At 59.9% G+C, this 17682-nt stretch carries 29 protein-coding genes; 25 read left to right on the top strand and 4 right to left on the bottom strand.

Going from position 1 to position 17682, the window contains the following annotated elements:
• Positions 1-152: 152 nt before the first annotated feature.
• Complete coding sequence (locus WS96_RS04075; protein ID WP_059830828.1) at positions 153-533, bottom strand: helix-turn-helix domain-containing protein; 381 nt, start codon at positions 531-533, stop codon at positions 153-155.
• A gap of 353 nt (positions 534-886) precedes the next feature.
• Positions 887-1375 (bottom strand): hypothetical protein, encoded by a 489-nt coding sequence (locus WS96_RS33530; protein ID WP_156443571.1) that lies wholly within the window; start codon positions 1373-1375, stop codon positions 887-889.
• A 39-nt stretch (positions 1376-1414) separates the two neighbouring features.
• Between WS96_RS33530 and WS96_RS04060 the strand changes: the two genes are divergently transcribed.
• Entirely contained in the window at positions 1415-1627 is a 213-nt protein-coding gene (locus tag WS96_RS04060) for a hypothetical protein (RefSeq protein ID WP_059830825.1), read from the top strand.
• A gap of 17 nt (positions 1628-1644) precedes the next feature.
• On the opposite strand, the gene WS96_RS31800 is transcribed toward WS96_RS04060, so the two are convergent.
• Complete coding sequence (locus WS96_RS31800; protein ID WP_082720177.1) at positions 1645-1875, bottom strand: hypothetical protein; 231 nt, start codon at positions 1873-1875, stop codon at positions 1645-1647.
• 160 nt (positions 1876-2035) lie between these two features.
• On the opposite strand from WS96_RS31800, the gene WS96_RS04055 reads away from it, so the two are divergent.
• The 10 genes from WS96_RS04055 (at position 2036) to WS96_RS04015 (ending at position 7148) form a co-directional block, all read left to right on the top strand.
• A complete protein-coding gene (locus tag WS96_RS04055) occupies positions 2036-2335 on the top strand; it encodes a hypothetical protein (protein WP_014899191.1) in 300 nt (99 codons plus the stop codon).
• Positions 2336-2635: 300 nt separating this feature from the next.
• Entirely contained in the window at positions 2636-2887 is a 252-nt protein-coding gene (locus WS96_RS04050) for a hypothetical protein (RefSeq protein ID WP_230946394.1), read from the top strand.
• 20 nt (positions 2888-2907) lie between these two features.
• Complete coding sequence (locus WS96_RS04045) at positions 2908-3762, top strand: ParB/RepB/Spo0J family partition protein (protein WP_059830821.1); 855 nt, start codon at positions 2908-2910, stop codon at positions 3760-3762.
• Positions 3759-4766 (top strand): helix-turn-helix domain-containing protein, encoded by a 1008-nt coding sequence (locus tag WS96_RS04040; protein ID WP_059830820.1) that lies wholly within the window; start codon positions 3759-3761, stop codon positions 4764-4766. The genes WS96_RS04045 and WS96_RS04040 overlap by 4 nt, the downstream gene beginning before the upstream one ends.
• Positions 4763-5326, top strand: coding sequence for a hypothetical protein (locus WS96_RS04035; protein WP_059830818.1), 564 nt, complete (start codon positions 4763-4765; stop codon positions 5324-5326). The genes WS96_RS04040 and WS96_RS04035 overlap by 4 nt, the downstream gene beginning before the upstream one ends.
• Positions 5326-5658 (top strand): hypothetical protein, encoded by a 333-nt coding sequence (locus WS96_RS04030; RefSeq protein ID WP_156443570.1) that lies wholly within the window; start codon positions 5326-5328, stop codon positions 5656-5658. Before WS96_RS04035 ends, WS96_RS04030 begins: the two co-directional genes overlap by 1 nt.
• Positions 5655-6098 (top strand): nuclease domain-containing protein, encoded by a 444-nt coding sequence (locus WS96_RS31795; protein WP_082720176.1) that lies wholly within the window; start codon positions 5655-5657, stop codon positions 6096-6098. Before WS96_RS04030 ends, WS96_RS31795 begins: the two co-directional genes overlap by 4 nt.
• Positions 6095-6433 carry a hypothetical protein gene (locus tag WS96_RS04025; protein ID WP_034207197.1) on the top strand — a complete coding sequence of 113 codons (339 nt, stop codon included), beginning with the start codon at positions 6095-6097 and terminating at the stop codon, positions 6431-6433. The genes WS96_RS31795 and WS96_RS04025 overlap by 4 nt, the downstream gene beginning before the upstream one ends.
• Positions 6430-6678 carry a hypothetical protein gene (locus WS96_RS04020; RefSeq protein WP_059830817.1) on the top strand — a complete coding sequence of 83 codons (249 nt, stop codon included), beginning with the start codon at positions 6430-6432 and terminating at the stop codon, positions 6676-6678. Before WS96_RS04025 ends, WS96_RS04020 begins: the two co-directional genes overlap by 4 nt.
• 44 nt (positions 6679-6722) lie before the next feature.
• Positions 6723-7148, top strand: coding sequence for a hypothetical protein (locus tag WS96_RS04015; RefSeq protein ID WP_059830815.1), 426 nt, complete (start codon positions 6723-6725; stop codon positions 7146-7148).
• A gap of 115 nt (positions 7149-7263) precedes the next feature.
• Here the strand turns inward: WS96_RS04015 and WS96_RS33525 are convergent, their stop codons facing one another.
• On the bottom strand, positions 7264-7881 hold the full coding sequence (locus WS96_RS33525; RefSeq protein ID WP_156443569.1) for a hypothetical protein: 618 nt from the start codon (positions 7879-7881) through the stop codon (positions 7264-7266).
• A 612-nt stretch (positions 7882-8493) separates the two neighbouring features.
• Between WS96_RS33525 and WS96_RS33520 the strand changes: the two genes are divergently transcribed.
• From WS96_RS33520 to WS96_RS03950, 14 genes are all read left to right on the top strand, one after another.
• Complete coding sequence (locus WS96_RS33520) at positions 8494-8640, top strand: hypothetical protein (protein WP_156443568.1); 147 nt, start codon at positions 8494-8496, stop codon at positions 8638-8640.
• A 75-nt stretch (positions 8641-8715) separates the two neighbouring features.
• Positions 8716-9072, top strand: a complete 357-nt coding sequence (locus tag WS96_RS34730) for an HNH endonuclease (RefSeq protein WP_082720175.1) — start codon at positions 8716-8718, stop codon at positions 9070-9072.
• Positions 9073-9220: 148 nt separating this feature from the next.
• The gene (locus WS96_RS04005; protein ID WP_082720174.1) at positions 9221-9706 is read left to right on the top strand and encodes a phage terminase small subunit P27 family; all 486 of its coding nucleotides are present in this window, start codon (positions 9221-9223) and stop codon (positions 9704-9706) included.
• A gap of 9 nt (positions 9707-9715) precedes the next feature.
• Entirely contained in the window at positions 9716-11428 is a 1713-nt protein-coding gene (locus tag WS96_RS04000; protein ID WP_059830811.1) for a terminase large subunit, read from the top strand.
• Positions 11425-11610: a hypothetical protein gene (locus WS96_RS03995; RefSeq protein WP_059514084.1), complete on the top strand. Its 186-nt coding sequence runs from the start codon at positions 11425-11427 to the stop codon at positions 11608-11610. The genes WS96_RS04000 and WS96_RS03995 overlap by 4 nt, the downstream gene beginning before the upstream one ends.
• 4 nt (positions 11611-11614) lie before the next feature.
• Positions 11615-12874, top strand: a complete 1260-nt coding sequence (locus WS96_RS03990) for a phage portal protein (protein WP_059830810.1) — start codon at positions 11615-11617, stop codon at positions 12872-12874.
• Positions 12871-13839, top strand: a complete 969-nt coding sequence (locus WS96_RS03985; RefSeq protein ID WP_059830808.1) for a S49 family peptidase — start codon at positions 12871-12873, stop codon at positions 13837-13839. Before WS96_RS03990 ends, WS96_RS03985 begins: the two co-directional genes overlap by 4 nt.
• Before the next feature lie 102 nt (positions 13840-13941).
• Positions 13942-15249 (top strand): phage major capsid protein, encoded by a 1308-nt coding sequence (locus WS96_RS03980; RefSeq protein ID WP_059830807.1) that lies wholly within the window; start codon positions 13942-13944, stop codon positions 15247-15249.
• A gap of 59 nt (positions 15250-15308) precedes the next feature.
• Positions 15309-15494 (top strand): hypothetical protein, encoded by a 186-nt coding sequence (locus tag WS96_RS03975; protein ID WP_059830920.1) that lies wholly within the window; start codon positions 15309-15311, stop codon positions 15492-15494.
• A 6-nt stretch (positions 15495-15500) separates the two neighbouring features.
• A complete protein-coding gene (locus tag WS96_RS03970; RefSeq protein WP_059830805.1) occupies positions 15501-16067 on the top strand; it encodes a hypothetical protein in 567 nt (188 codons plus the stop codon).
• Positions 16067-16393, top strand: coding sequence for a phage head closure protein (locus WS96_RS03965; RefSeq protein WP_080747767.1), 327 nt, complete (start codon positions 16067-16069; stop codon positions 16391-16393). The genes WS96_RS03970 and WS96_RS03965 overlap by 1 nt, the downstream gene beginning before the upstream one ends.
• Complete coding sequence (locus WS96_RS03960) at positions 16386-16808, top strand: HK97-gp10 family putative phage morphogenesis protein (RefSeq protein WP_059830803.1); 423 nt, start codon at positions 16386-16388, stop codon at positions 16806-16808. The genes WS96_RS03965 and WS96_RS03960 overlap by 8 nt, the downstream gene beginning before the upstream one ends.
• Entirely contained in the window at positions 16805-17149 is a 345-nt protein-coding gene (locus WS96_RS03955; RefSeq protein ID WP_059830802.1) for a DUF3168 domain-containing protein, read from the top strand. Before WS96_RS03960 ends, WS96_RS03955 begins: the two co-directional genes overlap by 4 nt.
• 57 nt (positions 17150-17206) lie before the next feature.
• A complete protein-coding gene (locus WS96_RS03950) occupies positions 17207-17671 on the top strand; it encodes a phage tail tube protein (RefSeq protein WP_059830800.1) in 465 nt (154 codons plus the stop codon).
• The last annotated feature ends 11 nt before the right edge of the window (positions 17672-17682 follow it).

Here is a 17682-nt window from a genome sequence, read left to right as displayed (position 1 = left end):
GCATGGCCGCTGGGCCGTTTGCCTTCTGGGAAGGGCGGTGCTAGGTGTTACGTTATCGGCCCAAGAGCCGATCATCACATCTCGGTATGGATTTCGCGACTCATCTCTTGAGCCGTTGCCGCCGGAGATTGCCGTGCCGCGCGGAAAGGCGGTTAGTCACCCGCGCCGAGCTTATCTGATGCGTGGAGCATCCGAAGTATCAGTTTGAACGTGGTTTCTGGTTCGCCAGCCTGATCTGCCTTTATGATGGCGTCGATCACTGCGCGGGCTGATTCGCTCGCGCTCGTGATCGCGTCGTCGTAGGTTGTACGAGCCTTTGAATTTGCTGCTGGCTCGCCTCGCCCTTCGGCAAGCCATAGAGCGTTGACTCCCAGAACAGCTGCGATCTGCGGGAGGCGTCGGGCGCTATTGCGAGTTCCAGCCTCCAAGTTTCCTATGGTCGACTGGGATACGCCGGCTTTCTTGCCAAGCTCCTCTTGGGACAAGTCCGCCTCCTGGCGGGCCCACTTCAGTCTGTCGGCTAATGTATACATATCACAATCGTAATAGGTAGTGCCATTCGATTTGTGTTGACTTGGCCAAACACAAATGTGATTATTGGGTGCATGGATATTCAAATTGCCATCACCGAGCTGCTCCGCTCGGGTATGACCCAGGCGCAACTTGCCAAGTTGATCCCGTGCTCTCAATCGCTCGTTTCGGCACTTCTCAACGGAACGAGGGGGGCGCGTACGTCACACAAGATCGCAAGCAGAGTGGTGGAGCTTCACGGGTCACATGTGGCGAGCTTTCGCCAGGCAGGGATCGCATGAAGCGCCTGTACGCACGTCTGCTTCATTTCGTCGCGTCGGATGTCCTTCGCTCCACAAAAGCAGATTGGCTGGCGTCAAAAAAACTCGAACGTTGCGCGCGGAGGCTGTCCGTCCGTGACGTAGACAGTCTCGCACGATGGGCAGCGGTAGCTACCGTGGCGTCCATACGGCTGCAGGGCGATCTCATCGCCCTTGCTCATGCAGGGCTGGCAAAGGTAGTGCGGAGCATCGCAACCTCCGTCGATGTGGTTGTAGCGGTACGCGAGCGCTCCGCCGCCGATGTCCGCCAGAACGTACTGACCGCGGCGATTCGCATTCGCCTTGAGCTCTTGGTTTTCACGCTCGAGAGCGGCAAGTTTTTGGTCCAGCGCGCGCATATCTTGCGCCGTCTTGAGTGCTTCTTGGGTCGCCACCAGGGCAGCTTGGTTGATTTCTCGGAGCTTGATTTCAAGTTCGGCGGTTTTGGCTCCCACCTTCGCTTCGTCGCGGACACTGAGCGCGTTTTTCAGAAACTCGAACGTGGTGTTTGCCGCTCCGACTGCGGAGACAAGTGAATCAATCATGAGTGTTATTTCACATTCCGTAACGTTAGTGGAGATCGCATGAAGCGCTTATACGCACGTTTGGTCCTCTGGCTGATCCGGCCGGCGCTCGAAGATGTCGAGCGCCGAGTGGTTCAGCGGGTTGAGCGCGAGGCCATGTCGCGTGTCGACGCAGACATGTCCTTACGTGCATATGTCGATCGCCGCGAGAGCAAGTCTGTCCGAACCGAGGCCGTCAGGGGGTTGCAGGTGTACGAGATCCCGCAGCGGTGAATGGGCACACATCGGCTCTAGGCTGCTTTCGCCGCGTCGACATTCAAAACGACGTCGACTACACCGTCTGCGCGAACTTGAAATTCGCGGGAGTGGATGAGGAAAGCGCCGGGTAGACCTTCGAAGGAAACGACGTCCCCGTGGTTAGGACTGAATCCAGCACGGAATTTAAGGACCTGCGGGATGTTCGTCGGGAGCGTAGAGGCCGAATTGCCGATGAAGTTGAAAATTACCTTGGCTTCTTCCATGAGGGTTCCCCGTATCGGAATGGTCGTGTGAGAGCTGCCAATTCTACAGATAGGGCCGGAACTCTCACTTATTGCTGTCAGCATCGAGATTCGATGCTTGAAGTTTAGAAAAATCGACCTTCAAGGTCATTCAATCAGTTTTGAACGGAGTTGAGTTGCTATGAACACGATTGAGGTCATCCGGAGACCCAGCATTGAGCGGGCGTTCCGGGAAGCGCTGAGCGATCCGCGCAGCCGCGGGCCGGTCGCTGATGCGCTCGGCTGGGACGATTCGCAGGTGAGCCGATTCCTGTCGGGGAATCTCGGCGTGCCGATCAACAAGATCGACGCAGGGCTGAACGCGCTCGAACTGCGCGTCGTCTCGCGCGAGTACCTGGACGGACTTTCGACTATGAGCAAGGTGGGTGTGAACTGCCACTGCGCACGCGAAGGATTCGGGGAGTGCGGCGGCCGGTGGTGATGTAACTAGCTGGCCCAGGCAAAAGCGTTTTCGACGGAGAGTGCTTCTGTCTTGGTTTAGTAATCCTAAAAATTGAATCTATGGAAACCAATCAGATCGACCGGCAGGCCGAAATGTGTCAGCGGAGCCTAGCCATTCCGGAAGCGGTGAAACGCATCGTGCGAGACGCCATCCAACACCCGAAGTACCCGCGCAAATGCCTGTCGTGCGGGGCGTCCGAATCCCTCGACGGCTCCGTGCCGTGCGGCCACTGAGTTGGCCCGCTTCCATTGCCGCTGCCGGTACTGTGAGACGCGTCGGGTGCTGAAGAAGCGCCCGGACGAGTACGTGCGGCAGCCGCAATGCGAAGTCTGCGGCCGGCGCGATTTCCGAATCGACTCCTGGATGCAGAAGCGCAACACGCGCCTGATGGCGTGCACGTGCGCCGGTTACTGGTTTTGGCATCGGCGCGGTTCGCTGTACTGCTGGCTCCGCGCCGACGGCTCAATCCGATCACCCGGCGATCCCGATTTTGCGGATCGCAATCCGCCGCCCGATGCACTGGCGGCCTGACTTTCTCTTCTGGAGGAAACGTGGCAAAAAGCTCCGTTGAAGCATATGGCGCGCAGAGCAAGGTAACTGCGCTCGCGATGGATCCGAACGACCTCGAGCTCGTTGTCGACCCGTCTCATCCACTGTACGACCGGCGCGTTCATCAAGAGCCGAACACGAAGACGGTGTTGAACTACCGCGCGATCGGGGTGCGCAAGCCGGTGCTGTTCTACAAGGATCCGGAGACCGGCAAGAACCTGGTCATCGACGGCCGCACGCGGGTGATCAATGCTCGCGAGCTCAACCGGCAGTTGATCGCCGCCGGCGAGCCGCCGATCACAATCCCGGCCATCCCGCAGAAGGTTATCAACGACGGCGGGAAGTCGTTCTCTGCCGTGATGGTTAGCACGAACGAGATCCGTAAAGAGGATTCGCCGATCAACCGCGCCGAGAAGATGGCGCGGATGCTCGACGTCGGCCACACGGAAGAAACCGTCGCAACCATGTTCGGCGTCGAGGTGCCGACGGTCCGCCAGCAGTTGAAGTTGCTCGATTGCACGGCTGCCGTCCGTGACGCGCTCGAGGCTGACCAAATCACCGTCTCGAACGCCCTGAAGCTCGCGAAGCTGACGCCGGATCAGCAGCGCCAGAAGGTGCAGGCCGTTATCGCAGCGGCTGACGGCAAGGAAGGGCATGCGAAGTCGCGGGCACAGAAGGCTGCGCTGACCGGCGATGCGGTCCCCCGCATGCGTACCCGCAAGCAGATCGCCGCCGAGCTCGAGAAGGCGACAGGTGAGCGTGCCGACGTGCTGCGGTGGGTTCTCGGGATCGACGCTGCGGCGCCGGCTACCGAGCCTGCGGATCCTCGGCAAATGTCGATCGACGGGGCGGCATGAGCATCAAGGTCCAAACAATGGTGTGGGACCGGTATCCGGGCGAGGACCACGAACTGTTGCTCGCCTTGAAGCTGGCCGACTTCTGCGACGACAACGGGGAACACATCTTCCCGAGCATCGAAACGCTGGCCGAGAAGACGCGCCGTTCGGTGCGCGCAGTTCAGTACCAGATGAAGAGCATGGTCGAGCGCGGTTGGCTGATCCTTGTGGCCAACGCCGCCGGCGGTCGTGGTCGCGCGTGCGAGTACCGCATCAATCCCGACTGGATAAACGGTGCAGAGATTGCACCCATTTCCGCTGGTTCAAAGGGTGCAACGGATGCACCCATAGGAAAGGGTGCAACGCGCAGCAAAAAGGGTGCAACGAACGATGGAAAGGGTGCAATGGGTTTCGCAAAAGGGTGCAATGGGTTGCACCCGATTCACCATGAACCACCACAGGAACCGTCAGAGAACCACCAAGGCGCACGGCGTGCGCCGAAAGTTGCGACTCACGGCGAGCTGCAGTCGATCGAACTGCCGGACTGGCTGGCGTTCGAGGACTGGGACATGTGGTGCGAACACCGCGAGGCGAAGCACAAGGACGCGCCATGGACGCGCCCGGCGGCGGTCGTCTCGATCCGCAAGCTGACGAAGTTGCGATCGCTGGGGCAAGACCCGAGGACCTGCATCGAAGAAGCCGTGCTGCGGGGCTGGACAGGCCTCTTTCCGCTGAAAGGCGACGTGGCCGCTACGTCGTCGGGTGCCGGAACCACAGTCGCGCCGGACTGGTGGAAATCAGCGCCGGGCATTCGCGAGCGCGGCAAGCAGCTGGGCATCGAAGAAAAGGCCGGACAAGTGTTCTACCGGTTCAAGGCGAAAGTCTTCAAGGCGGCCGGCCCGGGCGAATGGATGGAGGACATGTTGCGTACGGTGAGCCGCGAAAGCGAAGAGCGCTACGAGGCCCTGTACGCCTACTTCAACGACATTCCGCGAGATCAGGGCGCGCAACAGGTGGAGGCATGACGAAGCGAAGCACATGGCCGATGCGCGTCGACGCGGGTACGAGGAAGGTCGGCACGGCGCGTGTTCGTGACAACTCGCGGACCAAGATGACTACGGCACAGAAGGCCATTTTCGATTCGACTGGCAATCGCCCGCACGTCGACGCCGGTTTCGATGAAATCAGTGACGGAATCGATGCGGCACCGGTCCTGACACCGGCATATCGCCAGCCTGATGCGAAGACGCGGATGCAGGCGCTGGGCCGGCTCAAGAGCGGCCAGATGAACAAGACGGAACAGCGTTACGCCGATCACCTTGAAGCGCGCAAGCAGGCTGGCGAGATCGCCTGGTATCGATTCGAGGGTATCAAGTTCCGTCTCGCGGACAACACTTTCTACACGCCGGATTTCGCGGTGATGCTGGCGAGTGGCCAACTCGAGGCGCACGAAGTCAAAGGCCACTGGCAAGACGACGCGCGCGTGAAGGTGAAGGTCGCTGCGGACCAGTACCCAGTCCGGTTCCTGGCAGTGACGGCCGGTCGTGCAAGGGACGGTGGCGGTTGGCAAGTGGAGGAATTCTGATGAGCGGCGGAAAGATGAGCTTCGCGCAACGATGCATCTGTGAGCGTCTTGGAGAGAGTCCCGGCATTACGTTGCGGGCACTTTCATCGCAGTTGCGATCCACGCCTGACAGCATGAAGCGCACTGTGAACCGTCTGATTTCTACCGGGTATATCAGGCTCGGGCGGCGGGGCAAGAAGGGTTACGAGTTGCATCTTACTGGCAAGGCGTTCCCTGCGTCGATCGAGGTGATGCCGGCCGACAAGCGCCGCTACTTCGCGTTCGAGGTTGGAATTGCCGCGGTCATTCCGGCAATTCGAGCGATGGTCGACGTTGGGCGAGCGTCGGCATGAAGCGCTCAGGATTCAAGCCGCGCACGAAGCCGATGTCACGAGGGTCATGGTCACGGAAAAGTTCGCCGTTGCCGGGACGTGCCCCGCAGCAGGTGAAGAACACGCGCAGCCCGAGACGACCGACCGTCGCAGAAGGCCTGAAATACCTCGAGGCCTGCCGCGGCGAACCGTGTTACCTGCGGGTGCCAGGCATTTGCAGGCGAAACCCGATCGACGAAACCGTGGTGCCGTGTCATTCGAACCAGTCGCGCCACGGGAAGGCCGGGGCGATGAAGGCGAAAAACGAATTTACGGTTCCAGGTTGCGGCGCGTGTCACGCGTGGATTGATCAGAACCGCGTCGGCACGCCGAGGCAGAGCAAGTTCGACGTGTGGGACCGGGCATATGCGGAATGGGCGCCGGTGAGGGCCCGAAAGTTGGGAGAGGAAAATTGCCAGTGATTCTTACCGTGCAGTTGCCCGCGGGCCGGCACTGCTTCAAGCGAAAGCATGGCATGGGGCCAGCGATCAGTTCCGAGATGCATCGGCCGCTGGTAACGACCGTCTATCGGATCGCACGGATTCCGACCGTTAAGCGTCAATTGCTCGTAGTCGTCGAGGTCGATGCGTTCATCCCGGAGCGGCACCGGACACACATCGCACCGAGCGATCCCCGTTGGGTGCGGCCGGGCGTTTTGCGAACGAAGGCGTACTGGATCGACAACAAGAAGTCACGGGCGCTCGGGCAGTTTCTCGCGAGCGATGCGCTGGAAGTGGACTTGAGGGATGAGGTATGAGCGCAGCCGCATGCATCTTGTACGGGGATGTACCCGAGCCCCTGCTTATTTCGGCGATCCGCCATCGCGATTCGGTGACCGGCGCGGAACTTATCGCGTTCGACGAGTGCCCGTTCTCCGGGGAGATCACCGAGACGGAGCATGGGATGCAGATCGCCTTTCCGTGGCCGCGCAACCGAACGATGCGCCATGCAATCGGCGACTGGCTCACGCACTACGGCATCAACTTCACGGTCGTCATGTAACGACGAATGACAAGCCTATCAAGCACATCGAACACGGGAACAAGATGACAATCGATGAAAGCAATCAGATCGAAGAGCTGCTCGGCGAATGGTACGACTGGCAGGCAGGCTATGTGCCGAGCCTCGGCTATGGGCGTATCGATCCGTCGTGCCGTGGCTTCGCAGAATCCGAATACACGCTGACGGCCGACGAGCGTTCGGAAGAGGTAGACCGGAAGGCGGCGAAGAAGCGGGCGGAACAAATTGACGTGTGCGTTGATGCTCTGACGTGGCAGCAGCGCGCATCAATTCAGCGACACATGAAGGCGAAGCGAATCGGCGCGATGAACGAGGCATGCGGCGTAACAGTCTGGAGTAATCCGCGCGACCTTGATCTGTCGGACGCGCATGCAAGCTATCAGGCCGCGAAGGAAGAGCTGTATCCGCGTGTGAAGGCGCGTGGTCTGTTGAGGGAGCCGCGCCTAGCGTAGCACGGATAGACCCGATATCTCTGTCAGCGCCGTGTTATCAAGAGCAGTGATCGACCCAACATGGTCACGGCGATCCGTTAAAAGCGGACAATCGCATGCAGTCAGTAGTCTAGCGCTACTTCATGTAGGGCAATCCCTGGCACACGATGTTGAGGGGAAGAATCGCGCGCGGTTTGACTGCGAAGGCCTCCGGATCTCCGATGATCATCTTCTGCAGTTTTTGAGCCTCTTTAGTTGTGCGTACAAATACAGCGCGTAACGTTGGCTTTGGCAGTGCAAAATCGCCTTTGGCGCGCCATTCGCGCTGGTGCAGCCAATTGGTCTCCTTTCCGGTCACCCCTTCCAGGGTGACGACCCGCCACCAATTTTCCTCCCGTAACAGTTCTTCGCGTTCATCCTTCGACAGGTATAGGACAGGGCGGCACCCGCCTTTGTAGGCAAATTTCTTCGAGATGAGCACGCCGTAAGGTCTGTATCGCCGTGAGTCCCGCTGGTGAAGGACATATTTGAGTGAAGGCAGTGGAATATCCATGAAACAGGACGCAGGATTCGGCCCTGCGATGCGTCCTGGCCATCTCTTCGAGCCACGGATCACGCCAGTCTTAAGGATGCTGACAAGATTGTCGAACCCGGTTTTCCCGTTCGAGTTCTTAGTAAGGTGTAAGAGGAACGGCGTCAAATCAGGACGCTCAAAAAAGGGGAGATCGTATGAGTCGGAATTGTTATTGATCATTGTGAAATCAGGCAAACGAAGAATGATGAGTTGATGAAAAGTATAAGTCTACCTGAGCGCCAGCATCAGGCGGATTGCCATCAACCGAAGAATGTTGACAACTGGCAGAAAATAGCTGAGCGAAAACAGTCGTTCTGGCGCTGTCTATTTGGTGAGGCCCCATACACACAAATTGCTTGTAAACCTTGTCGCGTTTCGCTATATTGACGACGTCGGGCGCGAGGTGCGTCCAAATGAAGCCCGCCCGGATTCGCGCGGGCTTTGTCTATTGTGTGTCTATGCTAAGTTTATTGTCACGTCGACCATGGTAACCTTGAGTCTCATAGAACGTGGGCAGGGGGTGGCGTGAATTTCGCTCGATGCGCTGATTGCGGCCATGAACAACACGGACTGGCATACGGGCAGATGCCAATCAAACCATGTCCGTCGTGCGGTGGGGGAAGGCTGAAGCTTTGCGCTAAATTGTCTTTGGCGATTGGGGCGGAGATCCTGGGTGTCAAAGTCAAGGTGAAGGGCGTTAGGCGCCCACTATTGAACTATCAATCGAAGATTGAACTGTTCCGGAAGACACAACGCTGGCGAAAAGTTCGACGATATATTCACCGAGGGGCGATGGATCTCTACATTGAGACGATTACCGACTTAGAGACCGGAAAGCTTGAAAAACACGTTTGTCAGCCACTGTCGGAACATCAAGGGCACGGCACTGCGAAGCGAAAGACGCCGGAAGATCCGGGGTTAGAAGGTGAGTCAGAATGAGTGAATGTGAAGCCCGCTAGGTGAAAACCTCGCGGGCTTTTTCGTTTGTTCGTCCAATTCCCATGAGGTACGTCAATGCCCGCCCGACCGATGAAGCCCTGCAAGCACAGGGGATGCGGTGCGCTTGTTGCGGATGGCAAGACGCACTGCGATCAGCACGCTCAGGACGCTGTCAAGTGGAGGCCAGATACTGTTCGCGGCAATCGCCATACGCGGGGATACGGAAGCGCGTGGGAGCGGATCAGAATGCGCATCCTGCGCCGCGACGCTGGCCTTTGTCAGCCTTGCCTGCAAGCCGGGCGCGTGACGCCTGCGACTGCTGTCGACCACGTTATTTCGAAGGCGCGAGGCGGGACCGACCGCGACGAGAACCTGCAAGCGATCTGTCGTGACTGTCATGCCACGAAGACGTCGCGCGAGCGGTTGCGGTGACGCGAGAGCGGTTCCTCCCGGCCGTTGCCCGCCCGGCGGATGTGGTGGGTGGGGAGGGGGGTGAAAAAGTCTACGAGGCGTTGCCTTCGGGACCGCCCGCTTCGTCGAATTTTTACGCCCGCGAAATTAAAAATTCAGGAGTTGGCCAGTGGGAGGTATCGCGTCAGTGCCGGGGCGGGGCAGAAAACCCAAGCCGACGGCGCGGAAAATCGCCGCGGGAAACCCCGGCAAACGCGCGCTGAATAAGGACGAGCCGGATTTCGGTTTGGTCACCAACATCGAACCGCCAGAGTGGATTGCCGGCGAGGCGCGCGACATGTGGGAGCGCGTTGTCCCGCTGCTTTGCGGGCAAAAAATCTTGCAGGTGACCGACCTGCACATTGTCGAGATTTTCTGTTCGGCCTATGGAAACTGGCGCACTGCGCAGGACGATCTGACTCGCAACGGCACAGTCGTCGACAGCTCGCAAGGCAGTCCGATGAAGAACCCGGCCGCGACCGTTGTGAAGGAGGCGGCAGCGCAAATGGCGAGTTTCGGCGCAATGCTTGGGCTCGACCCGGCGAGCAGGCAGCGCTTGGTCGGCGCCAAGCCGAAGACACCGGACAACCCGTTCGCGAAGCTACTCGGCAAATGATTGGAAGACATGGCGACGAATTTCCCGCGCGTAGAGCAGGGGCTCAAGTTCGCGCGGGAAGTCGTTCGTGGCAAGCGGGTCGCCTGCCGCTATGTGCAACTTGCTTGCAAGCGCCACCTTGACGACCTTGCGGCGAGCCGAAAGAAGGACTTCCGATGGAAGTTCGATGCGGAGGCCGCAGAGCGAAAGCTCGCGCTCATTGAGCTGCTGCCGCACACAAAAGGCGAGTGGGCGTTCAAGGGACAGCTGGTAACGCTGGAGCCTTGGCAGAAGTTCGGCCTGATGGCGACCTTTGGATGGCTCAACAAGCGCACCGGTAAGCGCCGGTTCCGAGAAAGCTACTGGGAGGTGCCCAGAAAGAACGGCAAATCGGTGATTGCCGCAGGCGTCGGCATCGGGATGTTCGTGCTCGACGACGAGTTCGGCGCGGAGGTCTATTCGGGCGCGACGTCTGAAAAGCAGGCATGGGAAGTCTTTCGCCCAGCGCAGTTGATGGTCAAGCGCTCGCCGATGCTGATCGAGTCGGCCGGAATCGAGGTGAATGCCTCGAATATGAACAAGCCGGCAGATGGCAGTCGGTTCGAGCCGATCATCGGCAACCCGGGCGACGGCGCGTCTCCATCGTGCGCGATCGTCGACGAATATCACGAACACGACAGCGCCGCACTGTACGAAACGATGCTGACCGGGATGGGGGCGCGCCGTCAGCCGCTGATGTTCATCATCACGACGGCGGGTGCCAACATCGAGGGGCCGTGCTTCGACAAGCGCAGACAGGTGATCGAAATGCTCGAAGGGACCGTTCCTGACGACGAGCTTTTCGGCTGGATCTGGACGATCGACGACGGAGACGACTGGACCGATCCGCGCGTGCTGGCGAAAGCCAATCCGAATATCGGAATTTCGGTCTATCAGGAGTATCTGGAGAGCCAGCAGCAGCGCGCGATCAAGTCGGCGCGGTTCACGAACACGTTCAAGACGAAGCACTTGAACGTTTGGACGTCGGCCAAGGCCGGCTATTTCAACCTGGAGGACTGGAAAGCATGCGAAGACCGCTCGCTGGCCCTCGAGCAATTCGAGGGACAAGATTGCGTGCTTGCGCTCGACATGGCGCGCAAGCTCGACTTGAACAGCATGGCTCGCCTCTTCTGGCGTGATATCGACGGGCGGCGGCATTACTTCTGCGTTGCGCCGCGGTTCTGGGTGCCCGAGGACACGGTACGCAATACCGAGAATCGTCGCATGGCGGAGCGGTATCAGGCGTGGGTCAACCAAGGCTTTCTGTTCGAAACAGATGGAGCGGAGATCGACTATCGCGACATTCTGGAAGAAGCGAAGGACGCAAACCGGCGGTGTCCGGTTCAATGCACGCCGCTCGATCCACACGGCGCAACGAACCTGTCGCACCAGCTTGATGACGAAAGCCTCACGCCGGTCACGATCGTGCAGAACTACACGAACATGTCCGATCCGATGAAGGAACTGGAGGCGGCCATTACGTCGGGCCGGTTCCATCACGACGGAAATCCGATCATGACGTGGTGTATCGGCAACGTTATCGGCAAGAACTTGCCGGGTAACGACGACGTGGTGCGTCCGATCAAGCAGGGCAACGACAACAAAATCGACGGCGCCGTGGCGCTGATTATGGCAGTGGGCCGGGCAATGCTGGCCGACCGCGTCGATTCCGAGTCGATCTACGATCAAGGGGTGGGTGTTTGAATTCTATTGGTATTGCGGCCTGGGTGGCCGGCCTGCTCGGGTTCGCGCTACTGGTGACTGGTGTGGTGCTGATCAGCCTGCCGATCGGGCTTATCGTTGCCGGCGTGCTCCTGCTGGTGTGGGCGTTCCTTGCGGATCTGGCGGCTGCTCGCGCCGTGCGCGCCGGTCAGCCGAAGGAGTAACCCTATGTTTTTCAGTAGGCAATTGCTCTCCAACAGCGGCCAGACGCAGATGGGTGCTGGCGGGTGGATATCGGCGCTGCTTGGTAGCTCGCGATCCGACGCCGGCCAAGTGGTTACCCCTGCGAGCGCACTGTCGCTGACCGTCTTGCAGAACTGCGTCACGCTGCTCGCGGAGAGCATCGCGCAGTTGCCGATCGAGCTATATGAGCGATCCGGCGACGACAGGAAACCGGCGATCGATCATCCGCTGTATTCGATTCTGAAGTACGAGCCGAACCCGTGGCAGACGCCTTTTGAGTTTCAGGAACAGTCGCAGGTGGCTGCCGGCCTTCGCGGCAACAGCTACAGCTTCATCGATCGCGATCCGGACGGCGTGATTCAGGGGCTGTATCCGCTCGACAACGAGGCCATGACAGTCATGAAGGGCTCGGACCTCATGCCTGTCTATCGCATCTACGGATCCGATCCGATGCCGAAGCGGATGGTGCATCACGTTCGCTGGATGTCGATCAATGGCTATACGGGGCTGTCGCCGGTTCTGCTTCATGCGAACGCAATCGGGCATGCGCAGGCTATCCAGCAATACGCCGGCAAGTCGTTCATGAACGGCACGGCACTGTCGGGCGTGATCGAACGCCCAAAGGAGAGCCCGGCGCTCAAGGATCAAGCGAGCGTGGATCGCATCACGGACGGCTGGAACGCGAAGTTCGGCGGATCGGGTAACGCGAAGAAAGTCGCACTTCTGCAGGAGGGCATGACGTTCAAGCCGCTGTCGATGACGAACGTCGACGCAGCGCTCATTGACGCGTTGCGCCTCTCCGCGCTCGACATCGCCCGGATCTACAAAATTCCGGCCCACATGGTGAACGAGTTGGAGCGGGCGACATTCAGCAACATCGAGCATCAGTCGCTCCAGTTCGTAATCTACACACTGTTGCCGTGGGTTAAACGGCACGAGCAGGCAAAGACGCGTGACCTGCTCCTGCCGTCGGAGCGCAAGCAGTATTTCATCGAATACAACCTCGCGGGGCTGCTGCGAGGCGATCAGTCGTCGCGCTACGCAGCTTATGCGGTCGGACGCCAGTGGGGCTGGCTATCGATCAACGACATTCGCCGGCTTGAGAACATGCCGCCGGTCAAGGGCGGCGACGTCTACCTGAGTCCTATGAACATGGTCGACGCGTCGAAGCCGCAGCAATTCCCGCCGGGGAAGTCCGAGCCGACGAAAGCGCAGATCGACGAAATTGGGAGGATCCTTTCTTGAAACCGCACCTCAGACTCGCAAGTCTGATTTTCAATCAGCCGCAGCTCGTCACGGACCCGATGATGTCGCTGGCGGTTCAGTGGGCGAATCACGCGCTCAACCTGAACATCGTCAACCTGACCGTGAACGACGCACAGCCGAAGATCATGGAGGACGATGAGTTCGACAGCGGTGTGCAGATTGCCGCGGCATCGGAGCGTCGTCGTGCCCTGGTAGCTGATACCGGTATGGACATCATTCCGGTTTCGGGAATCCTGGTGTCGCGGTCCGCTCACATGAACCCGTGCGAGCCGATGACCAGCTACGAAGGGTTGCGTACGGCGGTGAACCAAGCTGTCGCAGATCCGGCCGTCGAGCACATCGTTCTCGATATCGACAGCAATGGCGGGAGCGCGACCGGCGCATTCGAACTGGCCGACGATATCCGGGCTGCGTCGCTGGTGAAGCCGGTCACGGCGATCGTCAACTTCTCGGCATTCTCGGGCGGGTATCTGATTGCATCCGCAGCATCGAAGGTCATCGTCAGTCGTACGTCCGGCGTGGGTTCGATCGGCGTAATCGCCAACCATCTCGACGTTTCGAAGCGTGACGAGCAGCAAGGGATCAAGGTGACCTCGGTGTTTGCCGGGAATCACAAGAACGATCTCACCCCGCATGAGCCGCTGAGCGATCAGTCGCTGGCGTTCCTCACCAGCATGGTGCAAAACAGCTACAAGCAGTTCGTCGATGCAATCGCGAGCTTTCGCGGGCTGAGCACGCAAGCGGTGAAGAACACGCAGGCGGGCGTCTTCTTCGGCCAGCAAGGGGTCGATGCAGGGCTTGCGGACAGCGTCGAAACGCCACAGGCAGCGATCAACCGGATTGCAGCCGAAGTGCGCGCATCGCGCGCCGAGCGCCAGGGCGGAAATACGCGGCGTAGTGTCTCCGCGCGCGCGGCCGCGATGAACATGCAATCCATGATGTAACCGGCCAAAAAATCGAATTTTTTACGATCAACATCCGAGCGCGTTCGCGTCTCAGTTGAGCACTGCCACCTTCGGGTGGCATTTTTTTTAGGAGAAGGGTAAGTGAACATCAATGAACTCCGCCGCGAACGCGCAGCCGTCAATCAACGTGTGCAGGCGTTGGCGCAGATCGAGGTGGGCGGCACCGCGTTGTCGGCCGAACAGCAGGCCGAATTCGATCAGCTCAGCTCGAAATTCAACGATCTGACTGCACAGATCGAGCGCGCGGAAGCGGCCGAGCGCATGGCTGCAACTGCGGCAGTGCCGGTTGACCCGGCGCCGGCCGCCGTTGCTGCTCCGGCCGCGGCGAGCGTTCCCGCACAGCCGAAGGCGCAGGAAGTGAAGGGCGCGAAGATGGCTCGCATGGTTCGCGCGCTTGCAGCAGCGCGGGGGGATGCGCAGCTCGCGTCGAAAATCGCGATCGAGCGCGGCTTCGGCGAAGAGGTCGCCATGTCGCTGAACACCCTTTCACCGGGCGCGGGTGGCGTCCTGGTGCCCGAGAACCTGTCGAGCGAGGTCATCGAACTGCTGCGCCCGAAGTCCGTGGTCCGCAAGCTCGGCGCTCGTACGCTGCCGCTCTCGAACGGAAATATCACCATCCCGCGTCTGAAGGGCGGCGCAATCGTCGGCTACATCGGCGCCGACACCGACATTCCGACGACGCAACAGCAGTTCGACGATCTGAAGCTGACGGCCAAGAAGATGGCCGCGCTGGTCCCGATCGCGAACGACCTGATCAAGTACGCCGGCGTGAATCCGAATGTTGATCAGATCGTGGTCGGTGACCTCACGGCAGCGATCGGGGCGCGGGAAGACAAGGCGTTCATTCGCGACGACGGCACCGCGAACACCCCGAAGGGCCTCCGCTTCTGGGCGCTTCCCGGCAACGTCTTGCCGGCCAGCGACGGTTCGACGCTGCAAAAGATCGAAACGGATCTCGGCAAGGCCATTCTGGCGCTGGAGAACGCCGACGCCAACCTCACGCAGCCGGGCTGGATCATGGCGCCGCGTACGTTCCGATTCCTCGAAGGCCTGCGCGATGGCAACGGCAACAAGGTCTATCCGGAACTCGCCAACGGCATGTTGAAAGGCTATCCGGTCGGCAAGACGACGCAAGTGCCGATCAATCTCGGCGACGGTGCGAACGCATCGGAAATCTACTTCACCGACTTCGGTGACGTGTTCATCGGCGAGGAGGAAACGCTGGAAATCGACTACAGCAAGGAGGCGACCTACAAGGACGCCGACGGCAACATGATCAGCGCGTTCCAGCGCGATCAGACGCTGATCCGCGTGATCGCGAAGAACGACTTCGGTCCGCGTCACGTCGAGTCGATTTCCGTGCTGGCCGGCGTGACCTGGGGCGCGTAAGCGTATCTGTAACCGTGCGGCCCGCCCGTTGGCGGGTAGGCCGCATGTCGGAGAAAAACATGAAGGTGGTCAAGTTCAAGCGGCACTACGCACAGTACACGCCCGGCGATGTCGCGGGATTCGAAGACGAGCACGCAGACCGGCTCGTCGATGCAGGAATCGCGGACGCGTCCGCGCCCGAACCGAAGGAGGCAAAAGTCTCGCAGAAGGCCGAAACGGGCAAGGCCGCAGCGGCAAAGGGGTGATCCGGGATGGCTGCTGTTCTCGTCGAATATCTGGACGATGTTGAGCCGCTTACCTTCGAGGAAGTCGCGATGCAGTGTCGAATCGATGATGACGATGAACGAGAGTTTGTCGAAAACATCGTGATTCCAGGTGCGCGCCAGGCAGCCGAGAGAAAGTCCGGTGCGGCTATCCGGAAAGCGCGGTATGTCGAACGGCTGGCCGGCTTCCCGACTGGTGAATTCTCGTTGTCCGTGGGGCAGGTGCTCAGCGTCGATAGCATCGAAGCGCGCGATGCGACCGGGTCTGCGTCGAAGCTCGATCCGAGTGGATATGAGGTAGTCCAACTGGGACGAGAAACGCTTTGCGCCCCGCTCGGCGCCGCTCGGTGGCCGAGTGCGAGTGTCGTGACGATCACGTATCAGGCCGGTATCGATATTGACAAGCATCCGTCGGTGCGCTCGTGGATGCTTCTCGCGGCGGCATGGGCCTACGATCATCGAGAGATGTTCTCCGAAGGCCAGACAGTCGCGCAAATACCTGACGGCTATGCCGATCTCCTGCTCGATTCAATCACCGTTCCACCGAGGTTTTGATGAAAGCTGGGAAATTGAAAGAGCGAATCGTCATCGAGCGGCCGAGCGGCGAAGAAAACGAGAACGGCGAACCGTTGCCGGGCGCATGGGTGGTCCATGCGCGCCCGTGGGCCGATGTGTTGTTCGTGAACGGAAAGGAGCACGTCGTTTCGGGGGCGGTGCGAGGTTCCACGGTCGCCAGCATGCGCATTCGCTATCGAGCAGGAATCGACGAGCAGATGCGCGTGCGGTATGACGGCCGGCTGTACGACATCACGGCCGTGCTGCCCGCGCGCATGCGCGGGTATCTCGACCTGTCGGTAAAGGTGGGGGAGAAGTATGTCTAGCGTCCAGATACTTGGGCTGGCCGACCTGCAAGCCGACTTCGCAAAGCTTGCGAAGGCACAGTCGACGAAGGCGCTCCGGCGCGCGACGTTGGCGGGTGCGAAAGTGATCCGCGATGAAGCTCGAGCGCGAGCGCCGAAGAAGACGGGGAAGCTGAAGCGGAGCATCCAATCGACCTCACTTCGGCAGAAAGAGTCACCGGGCATCGCGACGGCTGGTGTGCGAGTTCGGACGAAGGGAAAGGCCGAGTCGCCGACGAACGCGTTTTACTGGCGTTTTGTGGAACTCGGAACGCAGCACATGAAGGCGGAGCCGTTCATGCGGCCGGCCTTTGACGCTTCGATTACCCAAGCCGAGGGCGCTATTCGAACGGAGATTGGACGCGCGATCGATATGGTGTTTGGAGGTGGATCTTGAGCGCGCTTCTCGTCCGTGACGCAATCGGGTCAGTAGGCAACACGAAAGGGTACGTCGGCGTTGCCGGATCGAAAGCGCAATCGCCGTACTACGTCGTGTCGCGAGTGAGCGGCGAGCGCGATATTGCGCTTGGCGGTGCGACCGGCGGTAAGTCGGGCATATTCCAGATCGACGTGTACGCGAGCACCTATACCGAGGCCGACGCGATCGCCGATCAGGTGATCGACCGAGCATCGTCGAGCGGGCGGTTCGCCGTCGGTGGTGTCAGCGAACTGCCCGATGACTTTTCCAGTGATACCGGGGATTTCCGAGTGAGTCTCGAAATATCCGTTCAGTTCTGACCGATTCAATTTCTGTTTGGTCCGCCGAGTGCGGGCCTTTTTCATTCTGAGGGGCTTATGGCCGAGAAAAGCAAGCGCATCAAGGCGCAGGGCACGAAGGTCGAGGTATCGAAGACCGTTTCGACGGACCTCGATGACAAGACGCTCGTCTTCGTCGATCTGAATACGACGAGCAAGACTGTCCAGTGGCAGGGCGGGCAGTCGTCGGAAATCGATGCGACAACGCTCGCGAGCGAGGAAAAGGAATCCGAGCTTGGGTTGCCGGATCCGGGGGAATTTTCGGTCGACGGCAACTATTCGTCCGACGACGAAGGCCAAGTGATCCTCCGCGCTGCGCGCGGAACTGGTGAAAAGCGAGTTTTCCGGGTCACTTTCCGAAACGGCGCGCAGTTCCTGTTCGTTGGCATGGTGCGTCAGTACACCTGGTCGGCAGGCGTCGACGGCATCGTGACGTCGACCTACAGCATCCGTGTCAGCGGCTCGCCGAAGGAAGTGCCGCCGCCGGCCGTACCGGCGGGTTAATCGATCTGAAT

The sequence above is a fragment of the Burkholderia sp. MSMB1835 genome (assembly GCF_001526365.1).
Classification (GTDB): domain Bacteria; phylum Pseudomonadota; class Gammaproteobacteria; order Burkholderiales; family Burkholderiaceae; genus Burkholderia.
Note: the sequence above shows the minus strand (reverse complement) of the source record. Positions and strands in the feature narration are given on the sequence as shown.

What these genes read in the sequence shown, in the direction of transcription:
- WS96_RS04075 (WP_059830828.1), bottom strand. Translation starts at nt 533, where the DNA reads ATGTATACATTAGCCGACAGACTGAAGTGGGCCCGCCAGGAGGCGGAC.
- WS96_RS33530 (WP_156443571.1), bottom strand. Translation starts at nt 1,375, where the DNA reads ATGATTGATTCACTTGTCTCCGCAGTCGGAGCGGCAAACACCACGTTC.
- WS96_RS04060 (WP_059830825.1), top strand. Translation starts at nt 1,415, where the DNA reads ATGAAGCGCTTATACGCACGTTTGGTCCTCTGGCTGATCCGGCCGGCG.
- WS96_RS31800 (WP_082720177.1), bottom strand. Translation starts at nt 1,875, where the DNA reads ATGGAAGAAGCCAAGGTAATTTTCAACTTCATCGGCAATTCGGCCTCT.
- WS96_RS04055 (WP_014899191.1), top strand. Translation starts at nt 2,036, where the DNA reads ATGAACACGATTGAGGTCATCCGGAGACCCAGCATTGAGCGGGCGTTC.
- WS96_RS04040 (WP_059830820.1), top strand. Translation starts at nt 3,759, where the DNA reads ATGAGCATCAAGGTCCAAACAATGGTGTGGGACCGGTATCCGGGCGAG.
- WS96_RS04035 (WP_059830818.1), top strand. Translation starts at nt 4,763, where the DNA reads ATGACGAAGCGAAGCACATGGCCGATGCGCGTCGACGCGGGTACGAGG.
- WS96_RS04030 (WP_156443570.1), top strand. Translation starts at nt 5,326, where the DNA reads ATGAGCGGCGGAAAGATGAGCTTCGCGCAACGATGCATCTGTGAGCGT.
- WS96_RS31795 (WP_082720176.1), top strand. Translation starts at nt 5,655, where the DNA reads ATGAAGCGCTCAGGATTCAAGCCGCGCACGAAGCCGATGTCACGAGGG.
- WS96_RS04020 (WP_059830817.1), top strand. Translation starts at nt 6,430, where the DNA reads ATGAGCGCAGCCGCATGCATCTTGTACGGGGATGTACCCGAGCCCCTG.
- WS96_RS04015 (WP_059830815.1), top strand. Translation starts at nt 6,723, where the DNA reads ATGACAATCGATGAAAGCAATCAGATCGAAGAGCTGCTCGGCGAATGG.
- WS96_RS33525 (WP_156443569.1), bottom strand. Translation starts at nt 7,881, where the DNA reads ATGATCAATAACAATTCCGACTCATACGATCTCCCCTTTTTTGAGCGT.
- WS96_RS33520 (WP_156443568.1), top strand. Translation starts at nt 8,494, where the DNA reads ATGGATCTCTACATTGAGACGATTACCGACTTAGAGACCGGAAAGCTT.
- WS96_RS34730 (WP_082720175.1), top strand. Translation starts at nt 8,716, where the DNA reads ATGCCCGCCCGACCGATGAAGCCCTGCAAGCACAGGGGATGCGGTGCG.
- WS96_RS04000 (WP_059830811.1), top strand. Translation starts at nt 9,716, where the DNA reads ATGGCGACGAATTTCCCGCGCGTAGAGCAGGGGCTCAAGTTCGCGCGG.
- WS96_RS03990 (WP_059830810.1), top strand. Translation starts at nt 11,615, where the DNA reads ATGTTTTTCAGTAGGCAATTGCTCTCCAACAGCGGCCAGACGCAGATG.
- WS96_RS03975 (WP_059830920.1), top strand. Translation starts at nt 15,309, where the DNA reads ATGAAGGTGGTCAAGTTCAAGCGGCACTACGCACAGTACACGCCCGGC.
- WS96_RS03970 (WP_059830805.1), top strand. Translation starts at nt 15,501, where the DNA reads ATGGCTGCTGTTCTCGTCGAATATCTGGACGATGTTGAGCCGCTTACC.
- WS96_RS03965 (WP_080747767.1), top strand. Translation starts at nt 16,067, where the DNA reads ATGAAAGCTGGGAAATTGAAAGAGCGAATCGTCATCGAGCGGCCGAGC.
- WS96_RS03960 (WP_059830803.1), top strand. Translation starts at nt 16,386, where the DNA reads ATGTCTAGCGTCCAGATACTTGGGCTGGCCGACCTGCAAGCCGACTTC.
- WS96_RS03950 (WP_059830800.1), top strand. Translation starts at nt 17,207, where the DNA reads ATGGCCGAGAAAAGCAAGCGCATCAAGGCGCAGGGCACGAAGGTCGAG.